The sequence below is a fragment of the Exiguobacterium sp. UBA3491 genome (genome assembly GCF_002377745.1).
Lineage (GTDB): Bacteria > Bacillota > Bacilli > Exiguobacteriales > Exiguobacteriaceae > Exiguobacterium_A.
This window is the reverse complement of sequence record NZ_DFQK01000012.1, coordinates 186368-204453: the sequence shown is the minus strand read 5'-3', so window position 1 is coordinate 204453 and position 18086 is coordinate 186368. Positions and strand designations below refer to the sequence as shown.

Below are 18086 nucleotides of genomic sequence, written 5' to 3'. Positions count from 1 at the left end.
AGGTATGGTGCGCACCATACCTCGTCCGTTTTGTCTATTTCAATGCTTCACGTCACGGTTTTTTCGTTAGTTCTAGTGCAGCCAGTAACAATAACGTAGCTTGCACCCGTGTCACACCTGATTTAGCCAGTAACAGATGAAAGGCAATCAACCAGTTGACCTCGTCTGAAAATCGATTCCGTGCCCGCTCCCGGTCGACGATCCGGGTCACGTAAATCCAGTCGACACGTTCCATTGTAGGCAGTAACGCAAGAATCGGCATTAAACGATCCCAAATAATGATTTCTCTTCGCTCTAACAGTTCCCGCCAAGCAACGATTCGTTCTTGTTGCGCTGACGCATCCGGATGCGCTGCTAAGATCTGCGCCGTAATGACACGTTCACTCGTCCGTTCCATATATTGCGCAAGCCACTCTTCAAACGTATCAACGCGTTCTAAAAACGTATCTGGTAGTGGGTGCTGTTCAAGCAAGGTCGATGTCACGACGTATTGTTTCGCGGCATTTAGATGAGGTCGTGTCGCATGCAAGCGCTCCATGTAAGGGAACGCATCAATCACTTGTCGCCGGTTCAGCACTTCGTTGAGTGCAAAAAATGGGCGGACTCCTTTATCACGAATCAAGCGATGTTTAATCTTCTTTTCCGCGACGATGATTTCTTCGATGAGAACATCGGGATCCGTGCTATTCAATTGAACATTGGCGACAAGTAACGGTGTATAGCGGCTCCGAAGTGCTGAAAAACGCGACGTCTTATGTTTGATCGTCCGCATCAGCCGTTCGTAGACATTCTGTTCAAAAACGGTATCATGAATCGTGTAGGACAGCGCAAAAAAACGATGGAAATCATGTGACGATTCCTCCCGTAAGACGGGATAACTCTCATCATAGTTCTCACAGAATTGACCGTACATCCTTCCACCTCGCCTTCTTTTCTATAAATCGTTTTCCCTAAAATTGGTTTGTACAACCTTATTTTTAGACGAACAAAAAAAGGCGACAGAACATGTCCGTCGCCTCTCATTCTTTCAATTTGATTCAAACTCGTTGTCTCTCTAACAGACGGGAGAAGTAACCACCTTGATCCATTAGTTCATCATGCGAGCCTTCTTCGACGATGCCGTCCTTCGTGACGACGAAAATCTTATCGGCATTTCGAATCGTTGCTAAACGGTGGGCGATAACGAGCGTCGTCCGGTTCTCAGACAGCTCGGCAAGCGATTCTTGAATCAGTGCTTCCGTTTCTGTATCAAGGGCAGACGTCGCTTCATCAAGAATCAGAATCGGCGGGTTCTTCAGGAACATCCGCGCGATGGCGAGTCGTTGCTTTTGTCCACCCGACAATTTGAGTCCCCGTTCGCCGATTTGTGTCGCATACCCATCAGGTAGATCCGCGATCATCGGACCGAGATGGGCACGTTCTGCCGCTTGCACGATGTCTTCGTGCGTCGCATTCAAATCACCGTAGGCGATGTTTTCAGCGATCGTCCCTGAGAACAAAAAGACATCTTGCTGGACGATCCCGATTTGTTGTCGCAGAGACTCCTTCGTCATCTGCCGGATATCGATTCCGTCAATCGTGATTGCGCCATCTAGAACATCGTAAAAACGTGGAATCAACGAACAGATCGTCGTCTTCCCTGCCCCGGACGTTCCGACGAATGCGACCGTCTGACCCGGTACGACCGTCAGATTGATGTGTTCTAAGATTAGACGATCCGCTTCATATCCGAATGCGACATCCTTGAACGTGATGCCACCGTTCAAGCGATCAACAACGAGCGCATCTGGCGCATCAGGTAAAGATGCATCTTCATCAATCATCGAAAGGAACCGCTTAAAGCCAGCCATCCCTTTCGGATACATCTCAAGCAATGCCGTAATCTTATCGATTGGCTTCAATAAGATATTCATGTAGAGAATGAAGCCGACGAGTTCTCCGGCCGTTAAGGCTTCGCGATGTGTCAAGTACGCACCGACGACTAAGACGGCAAGTGTCATCAAACGAGTCGTCAAGTAGATGCCGGACAGGCTCTTACTCATGACCTTGTAGGCATTGATCTTCGACTGACGGAACGTTGCGTTGTCTTTTTCAAAACGCTCGATTTCGTAAGCTTCGTTCGTGAACGACTGGACGACACGGACACCGGAAACACTGTCCTCGACGCGTGAATTGACTTCCGCGATATTACCGTACATCCGGTCCCATGATTTATTCATCCGGACGTTCGCATAGCTGATCAGCCAGATCAGGAATGGTACGGCGATGATCGTCACGAGGGCAAGCGGCACATTGATCGTCAACATGATCGAGAATGCACCAAGCAAGGTCATGACGGCAATGAACGCATCTTCCGGACCATGATGGGCTAGTTCCCCGATATCAAACAAATCATTCGTGATCCGGCTCATGATATGACCCGTCTTCGTATTGTCAAAGAAACGAAACGACTGTTTCTGGACATGACTAAACAACTGACGACGCATATCGGTCTCGATGTTAATCCCGAGCTTATGTCCGAAATAGTTGACGACGAATTGCATCAGCGTACTGATGACGTAGAGCGCTAATAATCCGACGCTGACGAGGATGATCCAGTTCATCTCACCGTTTGGCAACAAGGAGTCGATGAACCACTGGACTGCGAGTGGAAAAGCAAGTTCTAACACCCCGACGAATAAGGCAGATATGAAATCGAGCCAGAATAAACGTTTATGTGGGATATAATATTGATAAAAACGGTGTAACATGTGTAGCCTCCTTCCGAGTACTTCTAGTGTACTTGAACTTTTTTGAAAATACTCCTTCTACCTGTTCATTTTTTGAAAAACGGTATTACAGTTTTCCAGACAAAAATTATATTTTTAATTCAGGGGAATCAGCACTTTTTATGACAAAATGGTAACAACGATTTTTACCTATCTCTTGGAAGGAGCTATGTCACGTGAAAAAGACCGTTCTCGCCCTCACGACGCTCGCTTTGGTCGGTACCACAATTCCGGTTTCAGCCGCGTCAACGACACTGACTTTGACGGATAACGTCAACATTCGCACGGCTGCCTCGACTTCCGCGAAGGTCATCACGACGCTAAAAAAAGGTACGAAGCTGACAGCTGTCAAGAAAGTCAACAGCTGGTATGAAATCCGCTATCAGTCGAAACCAGCTTTCATTACTTCAGCATACGTCAAAGCAACGATGGAAAAGGCTCCGACAACTACGACCTACATAACGAACACCGATGCCGTCAACGTCCGGCAAAAAGCAACGATGAGTTCGAAATCACTCGGAAAACTGGCAAAGAATACTGTCTTGACTGTTCAGAAACAATCAGGTGATTGGTACCAAATCACATATAAGAAACAAACGGCCTATGTCCATGCGACGTTAGTCAGCAAAAAGACGTCGAACGTCACGACAGATTCAAAACCACCCGCAACGACTCCCGTCAAAAAAGTCGTTAAAGCGGTTGATCGATCAAAAGTCTACACGGTTAATGCGAAGGAAGGCTTGAACGCACGGACTGCTGCAGCGACGAACGCAAAAATCTACAAGACATTACCGCATCAGACGGTGCTCGATGTCACAGGTGCGGTTGATTCGTGGTACCAAGTCAAGCTTGACGGAAAAGAAGCATATGTCGCTTCGACCTATGTCAAAGCTTCAACAAAAGCATCACCACCAACAACACCGACGACTCCTGGAGTCTCTTTGACGCCAGTTGATGCCTCGAAGACGTATCGCGTCAATGCCCCAACCGGTCTGAATGTCCGTACGTTGCCTTCGACGTCGTCTAAAGTTTTCACACAAGTCGGACACGGTTCGACAGTCAATGTCACGGGTGAAACGACAGGTAAAGATAGCGGCTGGTACCAGATCAAGATCGGAACGGGTCTCTACTATGTCGCGAAGAGTTACATCACGACGGGATCCGTCACGACGACGCCTCCGGTCACTCCGACGACACCACCTGTGACGACCGTTCCCGGTTCGACATTGATGGAACGTGCCATTTCGATTGGGCAACAATATCTCGGAACACCATACGTTTGGGGATCTAGTAATCCAGTCAACGGTGGCTTCGACTGCTCTGGCTTCATCAACTACACGTTGAATGCCGCTGGCTATTCTGTCGGACGGACGAACGTCAACGGTTACTGGAATGATGACCGGTATCTTGGGGCGAAGCTCTCGAAACTGCGTCAACCGGCACGCGGCGATATCATCTTCTTCGAAAACACGTATGCCGCTGGTCCAACGCATATCGGCATCATGTTGAACAACGATCAGTTCATCCATGCGAACACACCATCACTCGGCATCAGTCGTCTTTCAGAACGGTACTGGACACAAAAACTGTTAGGCTTTAAATCACTTTAAGACATTTTTCATCCATCCCTTGGGGTGGATGTTTTTTTGTCTTACCGCTTCTCTTTTGGATATACTGTATATGGAAAGGATGTGTCCGCATGTCTTACAAAACACTTTATGTCCGACTTCTCTTTCTTGCCTTATTGATTTTTGGTGGCTCGATGCTCTTGCATTATATCCAGACGGGAGACGTCTATATCGGTCACTTGATCGTTTCCGTCGCCGCTTGCGTCTTATTGATTTTCAGAAGAACGACATCCTCACACGAACAGGCATGAAGCGCACTCGCTTCATGCCTGTTTTTTCGTCATTGAACATTAATCAATGCTTGTATCTCTCGCTCAAGATCGCCTTTGAGTCGTTCGCTTTGAAGATCATCCTTCAATCGTAAAACATCCTCCAGTCGTTCCTGACCAATCCCTCGTTGCATCGCCAGTACGAGAGTCTGTAACATCATCGCTTGGTCGAATCCACTCGCAGCAAGCCAGGCATCTTGCATCTCCCATATCTTATCGACGCTCTGCTGCAGCGTCTGATTCGGTAATTCGATGCCGTTCACAAGGAGATGGACTTCGAGTTGTCCGATGTAATGCTTCGCGTCATCGATCGCCACAGTGACGAGTTTTTCCCACGCCATCTGCATGCCGTTCGTATCATTTTCGAAAATCGCGATGAGTCCTTTCGTCAAATCAACTTCGATCCGTCCAACGGCAGTCGTTTCACTAAATGCAAAAAACTGCTCCAATCGATCAAACTCTTGCCGTGATTGTTCGATTTCCCCTTCTAGATATAAAAACAATCCGAGGAAACGTTGAAACGAAATGACATGATAATAGACATCTTGCTCCCGCATATACTGAACCCCTTCACGCAATAAGGCGATCGCTTCTGTATAGTGATCATCGAACAAACTTGCTCGGAGCGCACGCAAGATTTGGAAATTTAAATAGGTTTTTGGCGCCAGTAGAATCTCGCGTGGTACATCCATTGCTTCGATCAGCTCATACGCTTCCTTTGTTCGTTTGAGATTGAATAAAAAATAGACTTTCGAGATCTGAACGAGCAACTGCTCATCTTGACGACCGAGCTGTTGAAAAATCCGCTCTGCTTTCTCATAATATATCAAACCAAGCTCCGGGTCAGACGCTCGGAGGGCATCGCCGTATTTATGATAGACCTGCCCTTGCCAATAGGAAGTCGTTTCCGGAACCAAGTAAGGTTCTAGAAGTTCCTGAATTTTTTCGTCTGAAAAATATGGGGTATGCCGCGAACGGATTGTTTCGATGAGTTCCCGCATCTGAACATCTCGCGGATCGAGCATTAATTCTTCGACTGTCACCTGTAATCGCCTAGCAATCGCCTGTAAGGCGGGAACAGACGGTGTCGCTTTCCCGTTTTCGACCATACTGAGCATTGACTTCGTGATGATGCCGGTCGCAACGTCCGTTTGCGTCATTTTCTTCTGTTTTCGGATCTGTTTGATACGTTCCCCTAACACACTGGTCACTCCTTTTATCACAAAAGTTAAATTATATTGAACTTTATCTTTACATTTTTCTTCCACTCCTTTATTCTACACTAAAGTTCAATAAAATTTAACTCCGAAGGAGTGAACATGATGTCATTTAATTTAAAACGTGTCTTATTCGGAAAGTTTTGTTCGTTATTTGCGGCTAGTCTATTCACGTTCGTCGCCGGACTGACCGTCTTACGGGAAACATCGTCTGGTTTTCAGTTTGCTCTCGTCCTGCTTGCAGGATCAGTGCCACGGATTTTGCTCTCACCGATTGCTGGTGTCCTTGCTGATCGCTGGAATCGGAAACGCATCATCGTCACGACCGAGAGTCTAAGTGCACTCGTCTTATTTGGACTCTTGCTCTATTCGCTACAAGCTCCGTTACATACTATTCATTACATCGTCGCGAGTGTGCTCTTGACGAGCCTGTCGACGTTCCTGTCCGTTACCTTATCAAGCTCGTTACCGCGACTCGTAGCAGAAGAGGAGTTACAACGCGGGAACGCGCTTTTCTCGACGATTCAATCGACCTCAACGATCACTGCACCACTCGTTGCGGGATTGCTTATCGCCACAGTCTCCATCACGCAATTCTTGATCTTACCGTTTCTCCTGTTTGCTTCTGCTGCCTGGTGGAATAGCCGTCTCCGCTTTCTTGCAGTGGATACCTCTCCTCTGGCTACTACTAATACTCCGTCTTTCGTCTCGGAGTTTAAAGAAGGCTACCGCTATCTGTTCCGTCAACCGGTATTGACGACACTCGTCCTGATGGCGATCGTCCTGAACTTCTTTTTTGTCGCTTTCGAAATCTTGTTACCGATCGTTTTGCTCGATCGACTGCAATTCACGCCATTTCGGTTTGGATTAGTCGAGTCCGCACTGGGTGCTGGTCTTCTTGTCGCTTCGTTGCTTCTTGCCTTACCTCGCTTTACCGTGAAACGTCCGTTACGGACGATATTCGAGTCGCTCTTTTTAATCGCCTCTTGTTATGCGCTTCCTGCACTTGCCCTACTCGGCTATGTTCCATCTGCTCTACTATTACCTTTTTTCATGATTCTATTGTTCATCGACGGCATGCTCGTCTTACGGATGAACATCCCACTACAGCTCATCGTTCAAAAACAGACCGATTCGGCTTACCTCGGACGTGTCATCGGTGTCCTGGAATCGATCGCCATGGCGATGATGCCGATTGGTACCCTATTATTTGGTTTACTGAGTGATCATGTGTCTATCATCGTGCTACTTGCAGTCGGTACAGTCGGCTTGTTCGGTGCAGCGTTATTCGGATTCTTCCGATTGCGTAAAGACATCGTATCCGAACGCATTCCAGTAGTAGACGCAAAAAACACGTCCTCCCTCACTTCGTGAGAAAGGACGTGCGTATAAATCAGACTGTCGCTTTGACAGCGTCCATGATTAATTTTAATGATTGTTGTTTTGCTTGTTTGTCTGCGATCATCGAAGCAATCATCACTTCGTCCGTTCCATATGAATCGGCAAGCTCTTGTAATTGTTTCGCAACGGATTCCGGGTTACCGACGATCATCCGTTTCCGATTTTCAGCAATCCGGAACTGATCTTGGAACGTATACGGATACGCTGCTGCTTCTTCCGGTGTCGGCGTTCCTGTTGACGAGACCCCTTTTTCGAGTAAGAGCAGAGATAAATCAAGGCTTGACGCCAAACGTTCTGCTTCTTCCGTCGTTTCGGCACATGTCACGAAGATCGAAACGAGTGTTTGTGGTGTCTCATTAAACGACGTCGCCATGAAATTATGACGATAGTAATCCATTACTTCCTGACCACCCTGTCCATTGATGAAGTGAGCAAAGGCAAATCCGAATCCGCGTTGTGCGGCGTTCAAGGCACTACCACCACTTGATCCGAGCAACCAGCCTTCTGGTGTCGTATCGACTTCTGGTGTTGCGACGAGTCCCGCGAACCGATGTCCGGCAGGTGCCCCGTCTTTCAAGTAATCAACGAGATCATCAAGTTGCTCACCATAATCAGCTCCACCAAACCGTGGCGACGAACCTTCTTGTAACGCACGCGTCGCAAGCGGCATACCGCCCGGTGCCCGACCGAGACCGAGATCAATCCGGTTCGGAGCAAGTCCTTCGAGGACACGGAAGTTCTCCGCAACTTTGTAGGCACTGTAATGTGGCAACATAACACCGCCTGAACCAAGGCGAATCTGTTTTGTCACGGCTGCCATATACGCGATCAAGACTTCCGGACTTGAACCGGCTAGTGTTTTTGCGAAGTGGTGCTCGGATACCCACAGGCGATGATAACCGAGTTCGTCCGCGATTTTCGCGAGCTCGACCGTTTCGTGTAAGGCATCAGATGGGGATTGTCCTTTAGAGACCGGGGATTGGTCTAAAATACTAAGTTTCATGTATGTCTCTCCTTTTTCTTTCGAATGCGTACCTACACTGTACGCCTCCTCGTTGTACGGTGCAATGAAACTGCTTCTTTCCGTCATGGGGACGTTTTCATTTTGAAATTCAGGGAACAATCCTTACGTGAGCATAAAAATCTAACGAATGAGGTGGAGCTACATGTCAACGCATACTACGAATCAAGAAGCAGTCGAAACGATCAAGAAACTGATCGATAAAATCGAGACAGCGATGCTGACGACGATTGCAGCAGAAGGACTCGTATCGCGTCCGATGCAGACACAGGATATCGAATTTGATGGCGACCTCTGGTTCCTCACTTCAAAAGAAACGGACAAGTATCAAGAATTACTTAAGAATCCGAGTGTTAACGTCGCGTACGTCGACAAATCATACGTCTCGATCCGTGGGACAGCAGAACTCGTCGAAGACATCGAACGAAAAAAAGAGCTCTGGAGCCCACGTTACGAAGCATATCTTGGAACGACATACGAAGATCCGAAAGTCGTCTTGATCAAGGTCAACACGGAAGCTGCTGAGTACTGGGAAACAGGAAACACGACAAAGTCCGTCAAACAAGTCTTGAAGAAAGTCGTCGGCAAAGACGATGAGAACGAAATCAATAAAACAGTCGACTTATCTTGACCAGTTAAACCCGCGCAGCTTGCGTGGGTTTTTTCATGTGAAGATAGTCGTTTTTCTCAAAATGATGTAACATAATAAAATGAACTAATACGTAACTTAACTAAAAGGAGTACAATCATGGGAGAATTTTTTACGTTATTACGCCGAGGTAACCGGTCTGCGCTGACGGCAGGCATCGTCAACTCTATCATCGCCATCATCAAGGCAATTGCCTACGTCCTGACGGGAAATGTCGCGATGTTCGCCGAAATGATGCATACGCTCGGGGATGCTGCCAACCAATTTTTCGTCTTCATCGGTTCTGCCCTCAGTAAAAAGGCACCGACGAAACGGTTCCCGAACGGCTTTGGTCGTCTCGTCAATCTCGTCTTGCTCGGTGCCATCCTCTTCGTCGGCATCATGGCCTACGAAACGATTCATGAAGGGATTGCCCACATCATCGAACCTACAGAATCGACAGGCTTCTGGATCACGTTATCCGTTTTATTCGCAGGTGTCGTCTTAGAAAGTGGTGTGTTCTTTAAAGCGATGCAGGAAATCGCGCATGATGCGAAACTGGACTCAAAAGGACCACGCCTCATCCTCGACAGCTTCCGGTCACTCAAACAAGCAAAACCAGCGACACGCCTTGTGTTCCTTGAAGACTTAGTCGCAACGGCTGGCGGGATCGTCGCGATGATCGCCGTCATCATCTCGCATGTGACACCGTTTCATCAGGCAGAAGGAATTGCTTCGATCCTGATCGGGCTGATGATGTTTTACGTCGTCGGAAACGTCTTCCTGCAAAACGCAGCTGGTGCACTTGGTGAAGCCGATGAGACGATGGCAGCACGTCTCGGCGGACTGATCATGAAAGACCCAGACGTCAAGGACATTAGTAAACTGGAAGTTATTAAGGAAGGCGATCATTTCCACGTCGAAGTTGAAATCGAAGTTGATCCAACGTTGACGATCGCTCAAGCAGACGACATCAAGGACCGCCTTGAACTTCAGATTCGACTACAACAAGGCATCATTGATGTGACGATCGGCTTTGACGAAGACGATAAGATTCAACAGTATGTCATCGCTTCTGACGAGTCATGACTCCGTTTACGCAAGATGTTCTGACGATCATTCGCTCGATTCCTGCTGGTCAGGTCATGACGTACGGGCAAGTCGCCCGACTCGCTGGTCATCCGCGTAGCGCACGACAAGTGGCGCGGATTCTTCACAGCATGAGTAAGACGGAACGTCTACCGTGGCACCGCGTGCTTGCTGCTGGTGGAAAACTATCACTTGAAGGCGATGAACAGCGACTTGCGCTTGAAGCAGAAGGTGTCGAGTTCCTCACCGCCCGTCAACTTGATTTATCGCGTTATCAAGTAAGAAGCGAATAGATACAACAAGAGAGGGATGACCGGTTCGCAGACCAGTCATCCCTCTCTTTTTATCGTAATGAATCAAGCTTTTGACGTACTCGAAGCCGCAGCAATTTGTCGACGTACTTCTGCTTCAAGCTGTGGTTCCGGTGGTTGCCAGCCTTCTGGTTTCATGACCTTTTGGTCAGATTCTCGGAAGATTGGTTTTCCGTCCGGTCCAAGCTTCGCCATGTTGGCACGTTGAACGATCTCGAACAATGGAGCCGGATCAAGCCCGATCTCAACAAAGCTTCCCATGATGAAGTAGAGCGCGTCCGTCAAGGCATCCCCTTGTCCAACGAGTCGTTCGACATCTGTTTCAGGTTGTTTCATCTGGAGCGATTTTTCGACCGCTGTATCAAGCCCTGACTTGAAACGTTCGATTGCCTCGAGGAACTCTGCTTCACTCGTCGCCGTTTGATGCAAGAACTCAACGACCGCTTCTTCCGCCGTCCAGGTCGAGCGTTTAATCCCACGATCAACCGTCATTGGTGTTGGCGTCGTTGCACCAGGGTGTGAAAACACACGGTGGAATTCCTTTACGTCTTGATAATAGTTTGTCATACCGATCATCCCCTTTTACCGAATGTCTCCATTCTAACAGGTTCAGAACCGGAGTTCGACTCATTGATGAACGACGTCGAGTAATGCCATCCCGCGCGTGATTAATTCATCTCGCTGTTCGGACGTTGCTTTTAAGCGTTCGAGATCAGCGACAAGACGTGGTTGGTCGACTTCATCCGCCAACTCAAGTAATTCGAGGCGGAGTAACCAAGCGTCCGGTAACTGGACGAGTGTCTGGTCGATCAGTTGCGGCAACCGTTCCCGACCAGCACGTCCTTCGCGAATCTCACGAATAACTTCGAAGATTGGATCAGCCGCTGTCAACGGACGCTCGATTCGTTCGAACTCGATCGTTTCTGGAATCGGCTTCAGTGCTTCAACTTCCGTTCCCGGGAATGCTGACGTGATGTCACCGACGATCAATTCCATCCGGTCCATCGTCATCGTTTTCCCGTCGTTCGAGAGCGTTGCTGCTTCTAAAACGACGAGTGCCCGGTGACCATTGACGGTTTGAATTGCTGAGATGTCACCTGTGACATGAACATTTCCTTCCGCCCAGTCGAGACGTTCACCGACTTTGACTTGCATCAATACTTCGTTCAATTCCTTGCCGTGAAGGAGTGTAAAACCTTCCGAATGATCTGCAAGTCCTTGACCTGTCAACACTTCATCGTTTGCAGCCAACGCTGTCGGTCCAGTCAGTTTGACGATATGCAGCGAATCGTGAATCTCTTGCGTTTCAGGAACACCGACGAGTGAGAGACCGCTGTCGAAGACGAGCGTTGACAGATTGCCCGATTCAACGGCTTTCGTTAGTCCGTGGATGCCACCGCGAATGTAGGACATCGATTGAGCGAATTCTTCGAGTGCGTCGCGGAGTTGTTCAAACGATTCACAGACGAAGAGTTCTTTTTGCATGCTCGTCACGTCATGTTTCGTCGCAAGTGCTTTCTCAAGCGAGAATGGATGTTTAACGACCGCGTCCGTCAAACAATGGCGACTTTCACCGACTGATGATAGAAGACCTGCCCCGTAGATTTGCGGGTTGTCGATATCACCAATCAGACCGAATTCAACCGTCCACCAGAACAGACGTGAGATTTCGTTCGCTTCCGAAATCCCTTTGACGTGTGTCCGTGTCTCCGCAAGCTCAATTTCAGCTTGCTCGATATCGGCTGGCGTCGAGAATGGACTCTCTTTAACGATCGTCAATTTCTTGAGTGCCTTGAACACGTCATGCTCGGCTTTATGGTTAAAAGCATGTGCCCCGATCTCACCGAAGCGACGAACGAATTCCGCGTAGACCGGATTCATCAAGATCGGTGCATGCCCCGCTGCTTCGTGCAGAATATCCGGTGCTGGTGTATAGAGAATGTTATCGACCTTCCGAATGTCGGTCGCAATCGGTAATAAACCATGTCCTTGGAAATCGAAGAAGGCGACGCCAGGAATGAGACCATCGACAGCGACTGTTCCCCAGCCTCCACGGCTTAGGTTCGCTGTCATCTCACGTACATCTGGAATCCGTTCCGGGCTGATGCCCGATGCAGCAAGCCCTTCGAGGTATGCTGGATGTGCTGTATCTTGTAACGTATTTAAATTCAGTCGCATGACGTATCTCCAAACGGCATGATCCGTTGGCGTGTAGTCTTCGTAGTGCTGTGGTGCGACATGTGGACGTAAGTGACTTGGAATGATTGGTGTAGACATATGAGTTCCCCCTTGAATGAATGTAAGATAACAAAAAAGCCCCTGCCGAACGTATCGTTCGACAGGGGCGACGAAAGCCGCGGTACCACCCTGATTACCCAGTCATCGACTGAGTCACTCATGATTGGGATAACGGTTTGCTCCGCTCGCTTACGCAAGAAGCTCAGAAACTGTAATTCAACACCATCTGTGTACACGTTCACAGCGCCACGTGCTCTCTGAAACAGGGAGATGGTCTTTACTTCGGTTTCATCATCGCTTAATCTTTCGTTCTGTTATGCTGTTATGCTGTTATACTGTTATGCTTTTAGCAAGTAAAGTATCGTTAAGGAGGACTATACGCTTACTTTTTACTTTCGTCAATGGCTTTTTTACGTTTGAATCGATTAAATGTTTTATCACGGACTGATTTTTGTTCGATCGTCAGTGATGTGATATGGCGACGAAGCCCACCATTGAGCCGTTTTTCAAAGGATTCGAGTTCTTGTATCCTCTCGTTCATCGAGACGACGATCGGTAAAATTTCCATGATGACTTCTTCCTCGAGTTCATCACGATCGAGAAAAGAGTGCTTGACGAAGGCAATGTTCTCTTTGACGAGATCCTCCATCGCGAGCGGTTCTTCCGTCAACAGGAGATCGTATGTCAGCAAGACTTTCTCTTGTCGCTGGGCGATATGCATCAAGTGATAGAACAGTTCACTTCGAAGATCGTCTGCAATCGAATCAAGTGCCTTCTCTCGTTCTCTAAAGCGCTCTGCCGTCGCGACGCCACGTTCGAGGCACGATTGCATATGTTTGAGGATCAGCAGGTTCCGTAGAAGCGAGGCATGCTTCTGACGCGTTCCTCTAATTTCTTCCTTGTGTAGGTTGAACAGGTTTTGTGTCTCAAGGAGCGAACGCCCCATCTTATCGATTGCTGCCCGATATGGTGTGACTTTGCCTTCAAAGGCAATTGCTCGCGTGACGACGAGTAGTTTCTCAAAGAGTTTCGTCGCTTTCTGGTAATAGACATTGCCGTAACGTGGCGGGAAAATCAACGCATTGATGCCGAGTGCACAACCAATCCCGAGCATGACGAGCAAGTAGCGGATCAAAACGACTTGCCAAAGTGGTTCGGTCGCAGTCGCGACACTTTCGAGAATGACGATGATCATCAAGACGACGTGTGGAATCGTCCGCCCGAAACCAAAAGCTAGCAAGATCGAAATTGCTGCCATGATGACGATCCCGATCGCAAGCGGATTCGCCGGGTTATCGCCTAAAATCCAAAGTGCGAGTAACGTCAAAAAGGCACCAATCAAGTTGGCCTCTGCTTCCTCGAGAAATTGTTTCCATGTCTGATAGACCGAAGGCAGGAGTGTCGTCGCTGCCGAGATCGCAGGCAGGATTGGGCTGAGGTTGAACAGATTACTGATCAACAGCGCCAAGATGACCGCGAGACCTGTCTTTATGGTCCGTGGTCCGATTTGTAAGGATTGTCCACCCATGTCCATCCCTCCTTCTTATTCAGTATGCCCTCTATTCTTCACCGTTAGCCGTCAAAATTCAACAAAAAATCCCCTCCGCTTAAAAACGGAGAGGATTTAGTTGAATTATGATGCTTTCGTACCTGTTCCTTCTGTCATTTCCGCTTTCGCGACCGATTGGTCAACAAGCGGTTTTTTGAGGAAGGATAGGATTGCCGCACCGACGAGTGAACCGATGAGGATCGCACCCGCGTAACCGACGATTGCCATGACCGTACCTGATGGACCATCAAGTAACGGGAAGACGAAGATACCGCCGTGTGGTGCAGGGAGCAAGACGCCGAAGACGATCGTCAACGCACCAGCAATCGCTGAACCGATGACGCTTGACGGAATGACGCGCAGTGGATCGGCTGCAGCGAATGGAATCGCACCTTCTGTGACGAACGATGCGCCCATTGCGTAAGCAGCAATTCCTGCTTCACGTTCTTGCGGCGTGAATTTCTTACGTGCGAACAATGTGGATGAGAAGGCAACGATGAGTGGTGGAACCATACCACCTGCCATGACAGCTGCCATGACTTCCGTGTTACCTGCTGTAAGAGCAGCTGTACCGAAAACGTATGCTGTTTTGTTGATTGGACCACCCATGTCGATTGCCATCATCGCTGCGACGAGCATACCGAGGAGGATTGCGTTTCCACCACTGAGTCCGTTCAATGAATCTGTGAGCCATGTCATGAACTTCGCAATCGGCTCATTGATGACGAGCAACATGATCATTCCTGTGATGAATGAACCAAACAGAGGATAGAGCAAGACTGGTTTGATTCCTTCAAGTGCTGCTGGAAGACCTTTGAATACTTTAACAAGCAAGAGTACGACGTACCCGGCAAGGAAACCGGCAATCAATCCGCCGAGGAAACCAGCGTTACCGTTGCTTGCAAGGAAACCAGCGATTAGACCAGGAGCAAGACCTGGTTTATCAGCGATCGACATCGCGATAAATCCAGCGAGGATCGGAATCAAGAGACCGAACGCGGCTTTCCCGATCGTCATCAATTGCGCAGCGAACTCATTGTACGATGGATCTTTTGGGTTAGCAGAGTTGATACCCCAGAAGAAGCTGATTGCGATCAAGAGACCACCTGCAACGACGAGTGGTAACATCGCGGATACCCCACTCATCAAATGTTTGTAGAATCCGCCACGAGCTGGTTTTGAGCTTTCGCTTGAACCGCTCGCTTTGTAGACAGGTGCATCCTGTTTGACGGCACGGTTGATCAATTCTTGTGGTTTCCGAATTCCTTGTGCAACTGGTACTTCAACGACGTGTTTACCGTTAAAACGATCCATCTCAACTGCTTTATCCGCTGCGACGATGATGGCTGTCGCATCGTTGATATCTTGTTGTGTCAAACCGTTCTTGACGCCTGTCGATCCGTTCGTCTCGACTTTGATACGGACACCCATCTCTTCCGCTTTTTGACGAAGGGCATCAGCTGCCATATACGTGTGTGCGATTCCTGTCGGACAAGCTGTGACGGCAAGGATATATGGTGCGTCTTGATCGACGTTGTCGCTTGAGACGTCAACTGGACCTTCTTCTTCGCGTTCCTTCGCTTCGATTGCTGCGATGACTTCGTCTTTCGTTTTAGCCGCAAGGATCGTATCGCGGAAGTTCATATCCATTAAATAAACGGATAGTTTCGAGAGTGTTTCAAGGTGTGCATTATCTGCGTTCTCCCCCGCCGCAATCATGAAGAACAACCGACTTGGTTGACCGTCGAGTGCTTCGTAGTCAACGCCTGCCGAACGACCGAAAGCGATTGCTGGTGCTTTGACCGCTGCTGTTTTTGCGTGTGGGATGGCGATTCCTTCCCCTAAACCTGTCGTACTTTGTGCTTCCCGTGCGAGAATTGCTTCTTTATATGCCGAGCGATCGTTTAGTTTTCCTGCCCGATCGAGGACGTTGACGAGTTCATCGATGACAGCGGCTTTAGATGACGCTTGTAAATCGAGTTGAATCGTATCACGTGTCAAGAGATCAGTAATTTTCATGAGTAGTCACACTCCTTTTAGGATTGAATGAGTTCAACGACGTTGACGTCTTTGATGAGACGATCAATATCTTCTTTCGTACAAAGACCGAAGGAATAAGCAGACGCGCTGCCAGTCGTTACCGCATAGCGGAACGCTTCTTCTGGTGATTTTCCGAGCGCGTGGCTGGCGACGAATCCAGCGACGAGTGAATCTCCGGCACCGACGGAATTGACGAGCTTTCCTGCCGGTGTGTTTGCCGTGTAGGCACCTTGACGATTGACGAGCAGTGCTCCGTCTCCTGCAAATGAGATGACGACATTCTCGGCACCACGCTCGACGAGCTGTTGCGCGTATGGAACGGCCATCTCCTTCGACGTAATCTCGACGTCGAAAATTTCACCGAGTTCATGGTGATTCGGCTTGATTAAAAATGGACCGAGCGGTAAGACTTCAAGCATCGCTTCCTTCGTCGTATCGACGGCGAAGCGGACGTTCCGTTCATTCAAGATCGTCGCGATATGACGATAGAGATCATGCGGTAGACTGCTTGGGATACTACCTGCGAAGACGACGATGTCACCGGCTTGCATCGTCTTGAATCGGGATAATAAATGCTCCAGCTCTTCCGGTTGAATCTTCGGTCCCGCTGCATTCAGCTCAGATTCTTGATCGGCACGAATCTTTACGTTGATCCGCGTCTCATCTTGAATCGGTGTGAAGTCCGTTAACACGCCTCGTTTCTCGAGTTCCGTCCGGATGAATTGTCCAGTACTTCCTCCAAGGAATCCGAGTGCTTGTGTTTCTACCTCATAGTTTTTTAGGACGAGAGAGACGTTGATTCCTTTCCCTCCGGCCACTTTTTCCGCCTGTTCGACACGATTGACTTGTCCTGCCTCAAATACCGGTAACGTGACATAATAGTCGATTGATGGGTTGAGTGTCAGTGTATAAATCATTTCGCGTTCACCACCTCTGTGTATTGACTGTATTTCGCTGCTTGCTCACTGGATGTCGTCGTGATGATCGTCGCCGCTTGCAAGGACGCCACCCGACTGAAGCTGATCGCATCCAGCTTCGTCTCATCGACGAGTACATACGATTGTTTTGCTAATTCGATCGCTGTCTTCTTTACGAGTGCCTCTTCCGGATCTGGTGTCGTGAAGCCTTGTGCCGGATGAACACCGTTCATCCCAAGGAATGCGACATCAAAATGGTAAATCAACATTCCTTCACGTGCGTTGTAACCGACGAGTGCCTGCGTTGAATGCTTGAGTTGCCCTCCGACGACGAACGTCGGGATACGGTGATAGAGTAACGTGTTCGCTAGAGGAAGACTGTTCGTTACGACCGTAATCGCCTTCTCTTCGAGATACGGAACGATGGCAAGCGTCGTCGTTCCGGCATCGAGATAGACATACATACCGTCTTCAATCAGGTCAGCAGCCGCTCGCGCGATCCGTTCCTTCTCTTCGACATGTTGGTCACTCTTCTCGAAGTAACTCAGTTCTTCAATTTGCAAATGGTTTGCTGTTGCTCCCCCGTGCACTCGACGCAGGTGACCTGCTGTCTCGAGTTGTGATAAATCCCGACGAATCGTGGATTCACTCGCACCGGTTTGTTCGACGATCTTTTGCATCTTGACGACTTCTTCTCGGGCTAAAAGCTCAAGGATGAGTTGATGGCGTTTTTTGGTTAACATAAGGTTTCCCTCCGCATCTTTAATATAAAGCGTTTACATTTAAAAATCAATCAAAAACGTTCAAAATTTATATAAACTCTTTATAAAACGTTCAAAATACGACTTTTTTCGACATGAAACCGTTCTTATAGTTTCATTATACATCAAAAACGGTCATTTTATGACTGTTTTATTTTTTGAAATCAATCATTTTTTAAATTTTTGACGATTTTCACAAAATAAAAAACCACTTTCCAAAGTAATTTGGAAAGCGGTGAATGCAATTCA

16 protein-coding genes and 1 other annotated feature are annotated in these 18086 nt (G+C 48.4%); of the genes, 6 read left to right on the top strand and 10 right to left on the bottom strand.

Annotated elements, in window-relative coordinates; genetic code table 11:
- Window positions 1-52: 52 nt before the first annotated feature.
- Together B4F99_RS04085 and B4F99_RS04080 are read right to left on the bottom strand one after the other, a co-directional pair.
- On the bottom strand, window positions 53-913 hold the full coding sequence (locus tag B4F99_RS04085; RefSeq protein WP_290755496.1) for a DUF4003 family protein: 861 nt from the start codon (window positions 911-913) through the stop codon (window positions 53-55).
- A gap of 124 nt (window positions 914-1037) precedes the next feature.
- Window positions 1038-2750: an ABC transporter ATP-binding protein gene (locus B4F99_RS04080; RefSeq protein WP_290755495.1), complete on the bottom strand. Its 1713-nt coding sequence runs from the start codon at window positions 2748-2750 to the stop codon at window positions 1038-1040.
- Between the two features lie 194 nt (window positions 2751-2944).
- On the opposite strand from B4F99_RS04080, the gene B4F99_RS04075 reads away from it, so the two are divergent.
- On the top strand, window positions 2945-4378 hold the full coding sequence (locus B4F99_RS04075) for a C40 family peptidase (RefSeq protein WP_290755493.1): 1434 nt from the start codon (window positions 2945-2947) through the stop codon (window positions 4376-4378).
- Window positions 4379-4467: 89 nt separating this feature from the next.
- Window positions 4468-4647, top strand: a complete 180-nt coding sequence (locus B4F99_RS04070) for a hypothetical protein (RefSeq protein ID WP_174316089.1) — start codon at window positions 4468-4470, stop codon at window positions 4645-4647.
- A gap of 29 nt (window positions 4648-4676) precedes the next feature.
- Here the strand turns inward: B4F99_RS04070 and B4F99_RS04065 are convergent, their stop codons facing one another.
- Window positions 4677-5867, bottom strand: coding sequence for a helix-turn-helix domain-containing protein (locus B4F99_RS04065; protein ID WP_290755489.1), 1191 nt, complete (start codon window positions 5865-5867; stop codon window positions 4677-4679).
- Window positions 5868-5987: 120 nt separating this feature from the next.
- Here B4F99_RS04065 and B4F99_RS04060 point away from each other — a divergent pair, with 120 nt between their 5' ends.
- Entirely contained in the window at window positions 5988-7256 is a 1269-nt protein-coding gene (locus tag B4F99_RS04060) for an MFS transporter (protein ID WP_290755487.1), read from the top strand.
- Window positions 7257-7275: 19 nt separating this feature from the next.
- Here the strand turns inward: B4F99_RS04060 and B4F99_RS04055 are convergent, their stop codons facing one another.
- Entirely contained in the window at window positions 7276-8286 is a 1011-nt protein-coding gene (locus tag B4F99_RS04055; RefSeq protein WP_035408770.1) for an LLM class flavin-dependent oxidoreductase, read from the bottom strand.
- 163 nt (window positions 8287-8449) lie between these two features.
- Here B4F99_RS04055 and B4F99_RS04050 point away from each other — a divergent pair, with 163 nt between their 5' ends.
- The 3 genes from B4F99_RS04050 to B4F99_RS04040 all read left to right on the top strand — a co-directional run bounded on the left by B4F99_RS04050 (window position 8450) and on the right by B4F99_RS04040 (window position 10314).
- Window positions 8450-8935 (top strand): pyridoxamine 5'-phosphate oxidase family protein, encoded by a 486-nt coding sequence (locus B4F99_RS04050; RefSeq protein WP_214855324.1) that lies wholly within the window; start codon window positions 8450-8452, stop codon window positions 8933-8935.
- Window positions 8936-9052: 117 nt separating this feature from the next.
- On the top strand, window positions 9053-10021 hold the full coding sequence (locus B4F99_RS04045; RefSeq protein ID WP_214855322.1) for a cation diffusion facilitator family transporter: 969 nt from the start codon (window positions 9053-9055) through the stop codon (window positions 10019-10021).
- Window positions 10018-10314: an MGMT family protein gene (locus tag B4F99_RS04040; protein ID WP_214855320.1), complete on the top strand. Its 297-nt coding sequence runs from the start codon at window positions 10018-10020 to the stop codon at window positions 10312-10314. The genes B4F99_RS04045 and B4F99_RS04040 overlap by 4 nt, the downstream gene beginning before the upstream one ends.
- Before the next feature lie 63 nt (window positions 10315-10377).
- Here B4F99_RS04040 and B4F99_RS04035 read toward each other — a convergent pair whose 3' ends face one another.
- From B4F99_RS04035 to B4F99_RS04010, 6 genes are all read right to left on the bottom strand, one after another.
- Window positions 10378-10908 carry a hypothetical protein gene (locus B4F99_RS04035; RefSeq protein ID WP_214855318.1) on the bottom strand — a complete coding sequence of 177 codons (531 nt, stop codon included), beginning with the start codon at window positions 10906-10908 and terminating at the stop codon, window positions 10378-10380.
- Between the two features lie 51 nt (window positions 10909-10959).
- The gene (locus tag B4F99_RS04030; RefSeq protein WP_290755483.1) at window positions 10960-12609 is read right to left on the bottom strand and encodes an aromatic amino acid hydroxylase; all 1650 of its coding nucleotides are present in this window, start codon (window positions 12607-12609) and stop codon (window positions 10960-10962) included.
- A 60-nt stretch (window positions 12610-12669) separates the two neighbouring features.
- Window positions 12670-12874 (bottom strand) — a binding site (T-box leader).
- 78 nt (window positions 12875-12952) lie between these two features.
- A complete protein-coding gene (locus tag B4F99_RS04025; RefSeq protein WP_290755481.1) occupies window positions 12953-14098 on the bottom strand; it encodes an FUSC family protein in 1146 nt (381 codons plus the stop codon).
- 105 nt (window positions 14099-14203) lie between these two features.
- Window positions 14204-16138: a PTS fructose transporter subunit IIABC gene (locus B4F99_RS04020; protein ID WP_290755479.1), complete on the bottom strand. Its 1935-nt coding sequence runs from the start codon at window positions 16136-16138 to the stop codon at window positions 14204-14206.
- 17 nt (window positions 16139-16155) lie between these two features.
- Complete coding sequence (pfkB, locus tag B4F99_RS04015) at window positions 16156-17076, bottom strand: 1-phosphofructokinase (protein WP_195865443.1); 921 nt, start codon at window positions 17074-17076, stop codon at window positions 16156-16158.
- Window positions 17073-17819, bottom strand: a complete 747-nt coding sequence (locus tag B4F99_RS04010; protein ID WP_035408796.1) for a DeoR/GlpR family DNA-binding transcription regulator — start codon at window positions 17817-17819, stop codon at window positions 17073-17075. The genes pfkB and B4F99_RS04010 overlap by 4 nt, the downstream gene beginning before the upstream one ends.
- Window positions 17820-18086: the final 267 nt, after the last annotated feature.

Bases quoted from the DNA above. Each gene is read 5' to 3' on its own strand.
- B4F99_RS04085 (WP_290755496.1), bottom strand. From the start codon at position 913: ATGTACGGTCAATTCTGTGAGAACTATGATGAGAGTTATCCCGTCTTA.
- B4F99_RS04080 (WP_290755495.1), bottom strand. From the start codon at position 2,750: ATGTTACACCGTTTTTATCAATATTATATCCCACATAAACGTTTATTC.
- B4F99_RS04070 (WP_174316089.1), top strand. From the start codon at position 4,468: ATGTCTTACAAAACACTTTATGTCCGACTTCTCTTTCTTGCCTTATTG.
- B4F99_RS04060 (WP_290755487.1), top strand. From the start codon at position 5,988: ATGTCATTTAATTTAAAACGTGTCTTATTCGGAAAGTTTTGTTCGTTA.
- B4F99_RS04055 (WP_035408770.1), bottom strand. From the start codon at position 8,286: ATGAAACTTAGTATTTTAGACCAATCCCCGGTCTCTAAAGGACAATCC.
- B4F99_RS04050 (WP_214855324.1), top strand. From the start codon at position 8,450: ATGTCAACGCATACTACGAATCAAGAAGCAGTCGAAACGATCAAGAAA.
- B4F99_RS04045 (WP_214855322.1), top strand. From the start codon at position 9,053: ATGGGAGAATTTTTTACGTTATTACGCCGAGGTAACCGGTCTGCGCTG.
- B4F99_RS04040 (WP_214855320.1), top strand. From the start codon at position 10,018: ATGACTCCGTTTACGCAAGATGTTCTGACGATCATTCGCTCGATTCCT.
- B4F99_RS04035 (WP_214855318.1), bottom strand. From the start codon at position 10,908: ATGATCGGTATGACAAACTATTATCAAGACGTAAAGGAATTCCACCGT.
- B4F99_RS04030 (WP_290755483.1), bottom strand. From the start codon at position 12,609: ATGTCTACACCAATCATTCCAAGTCACTTACGTCCACATGTCGCACCA.
- B4F99_RS04025 (WP_290755481.1), bottom strand. From the start codon at position 14,098: ATGGGTGGACAATCCTTACAAATCGGACCACGGACCATAAAGACAGGT.
- B4F99_RS04020 (WP_290755479.1), bottom strand. From the start codon at position 16,138: ATGAAAATTACTGATCTCTTGACACGTGATACGATTCAACTCGATTTA.
- pfkB (WP_195865443.1), bottom strand. From the start codon at position 17,076: ATGATTTATACACTGACACTCAACCCATCAATCGACTATTATGTCACG.
- B4F99_RS04010 (WP_035408796.1), bottom strand. From the start codon at position 17,819: ATGTTAACCAAAAAACGCCATCAACTCATCCTTGAGCTTTTAGCCCGA.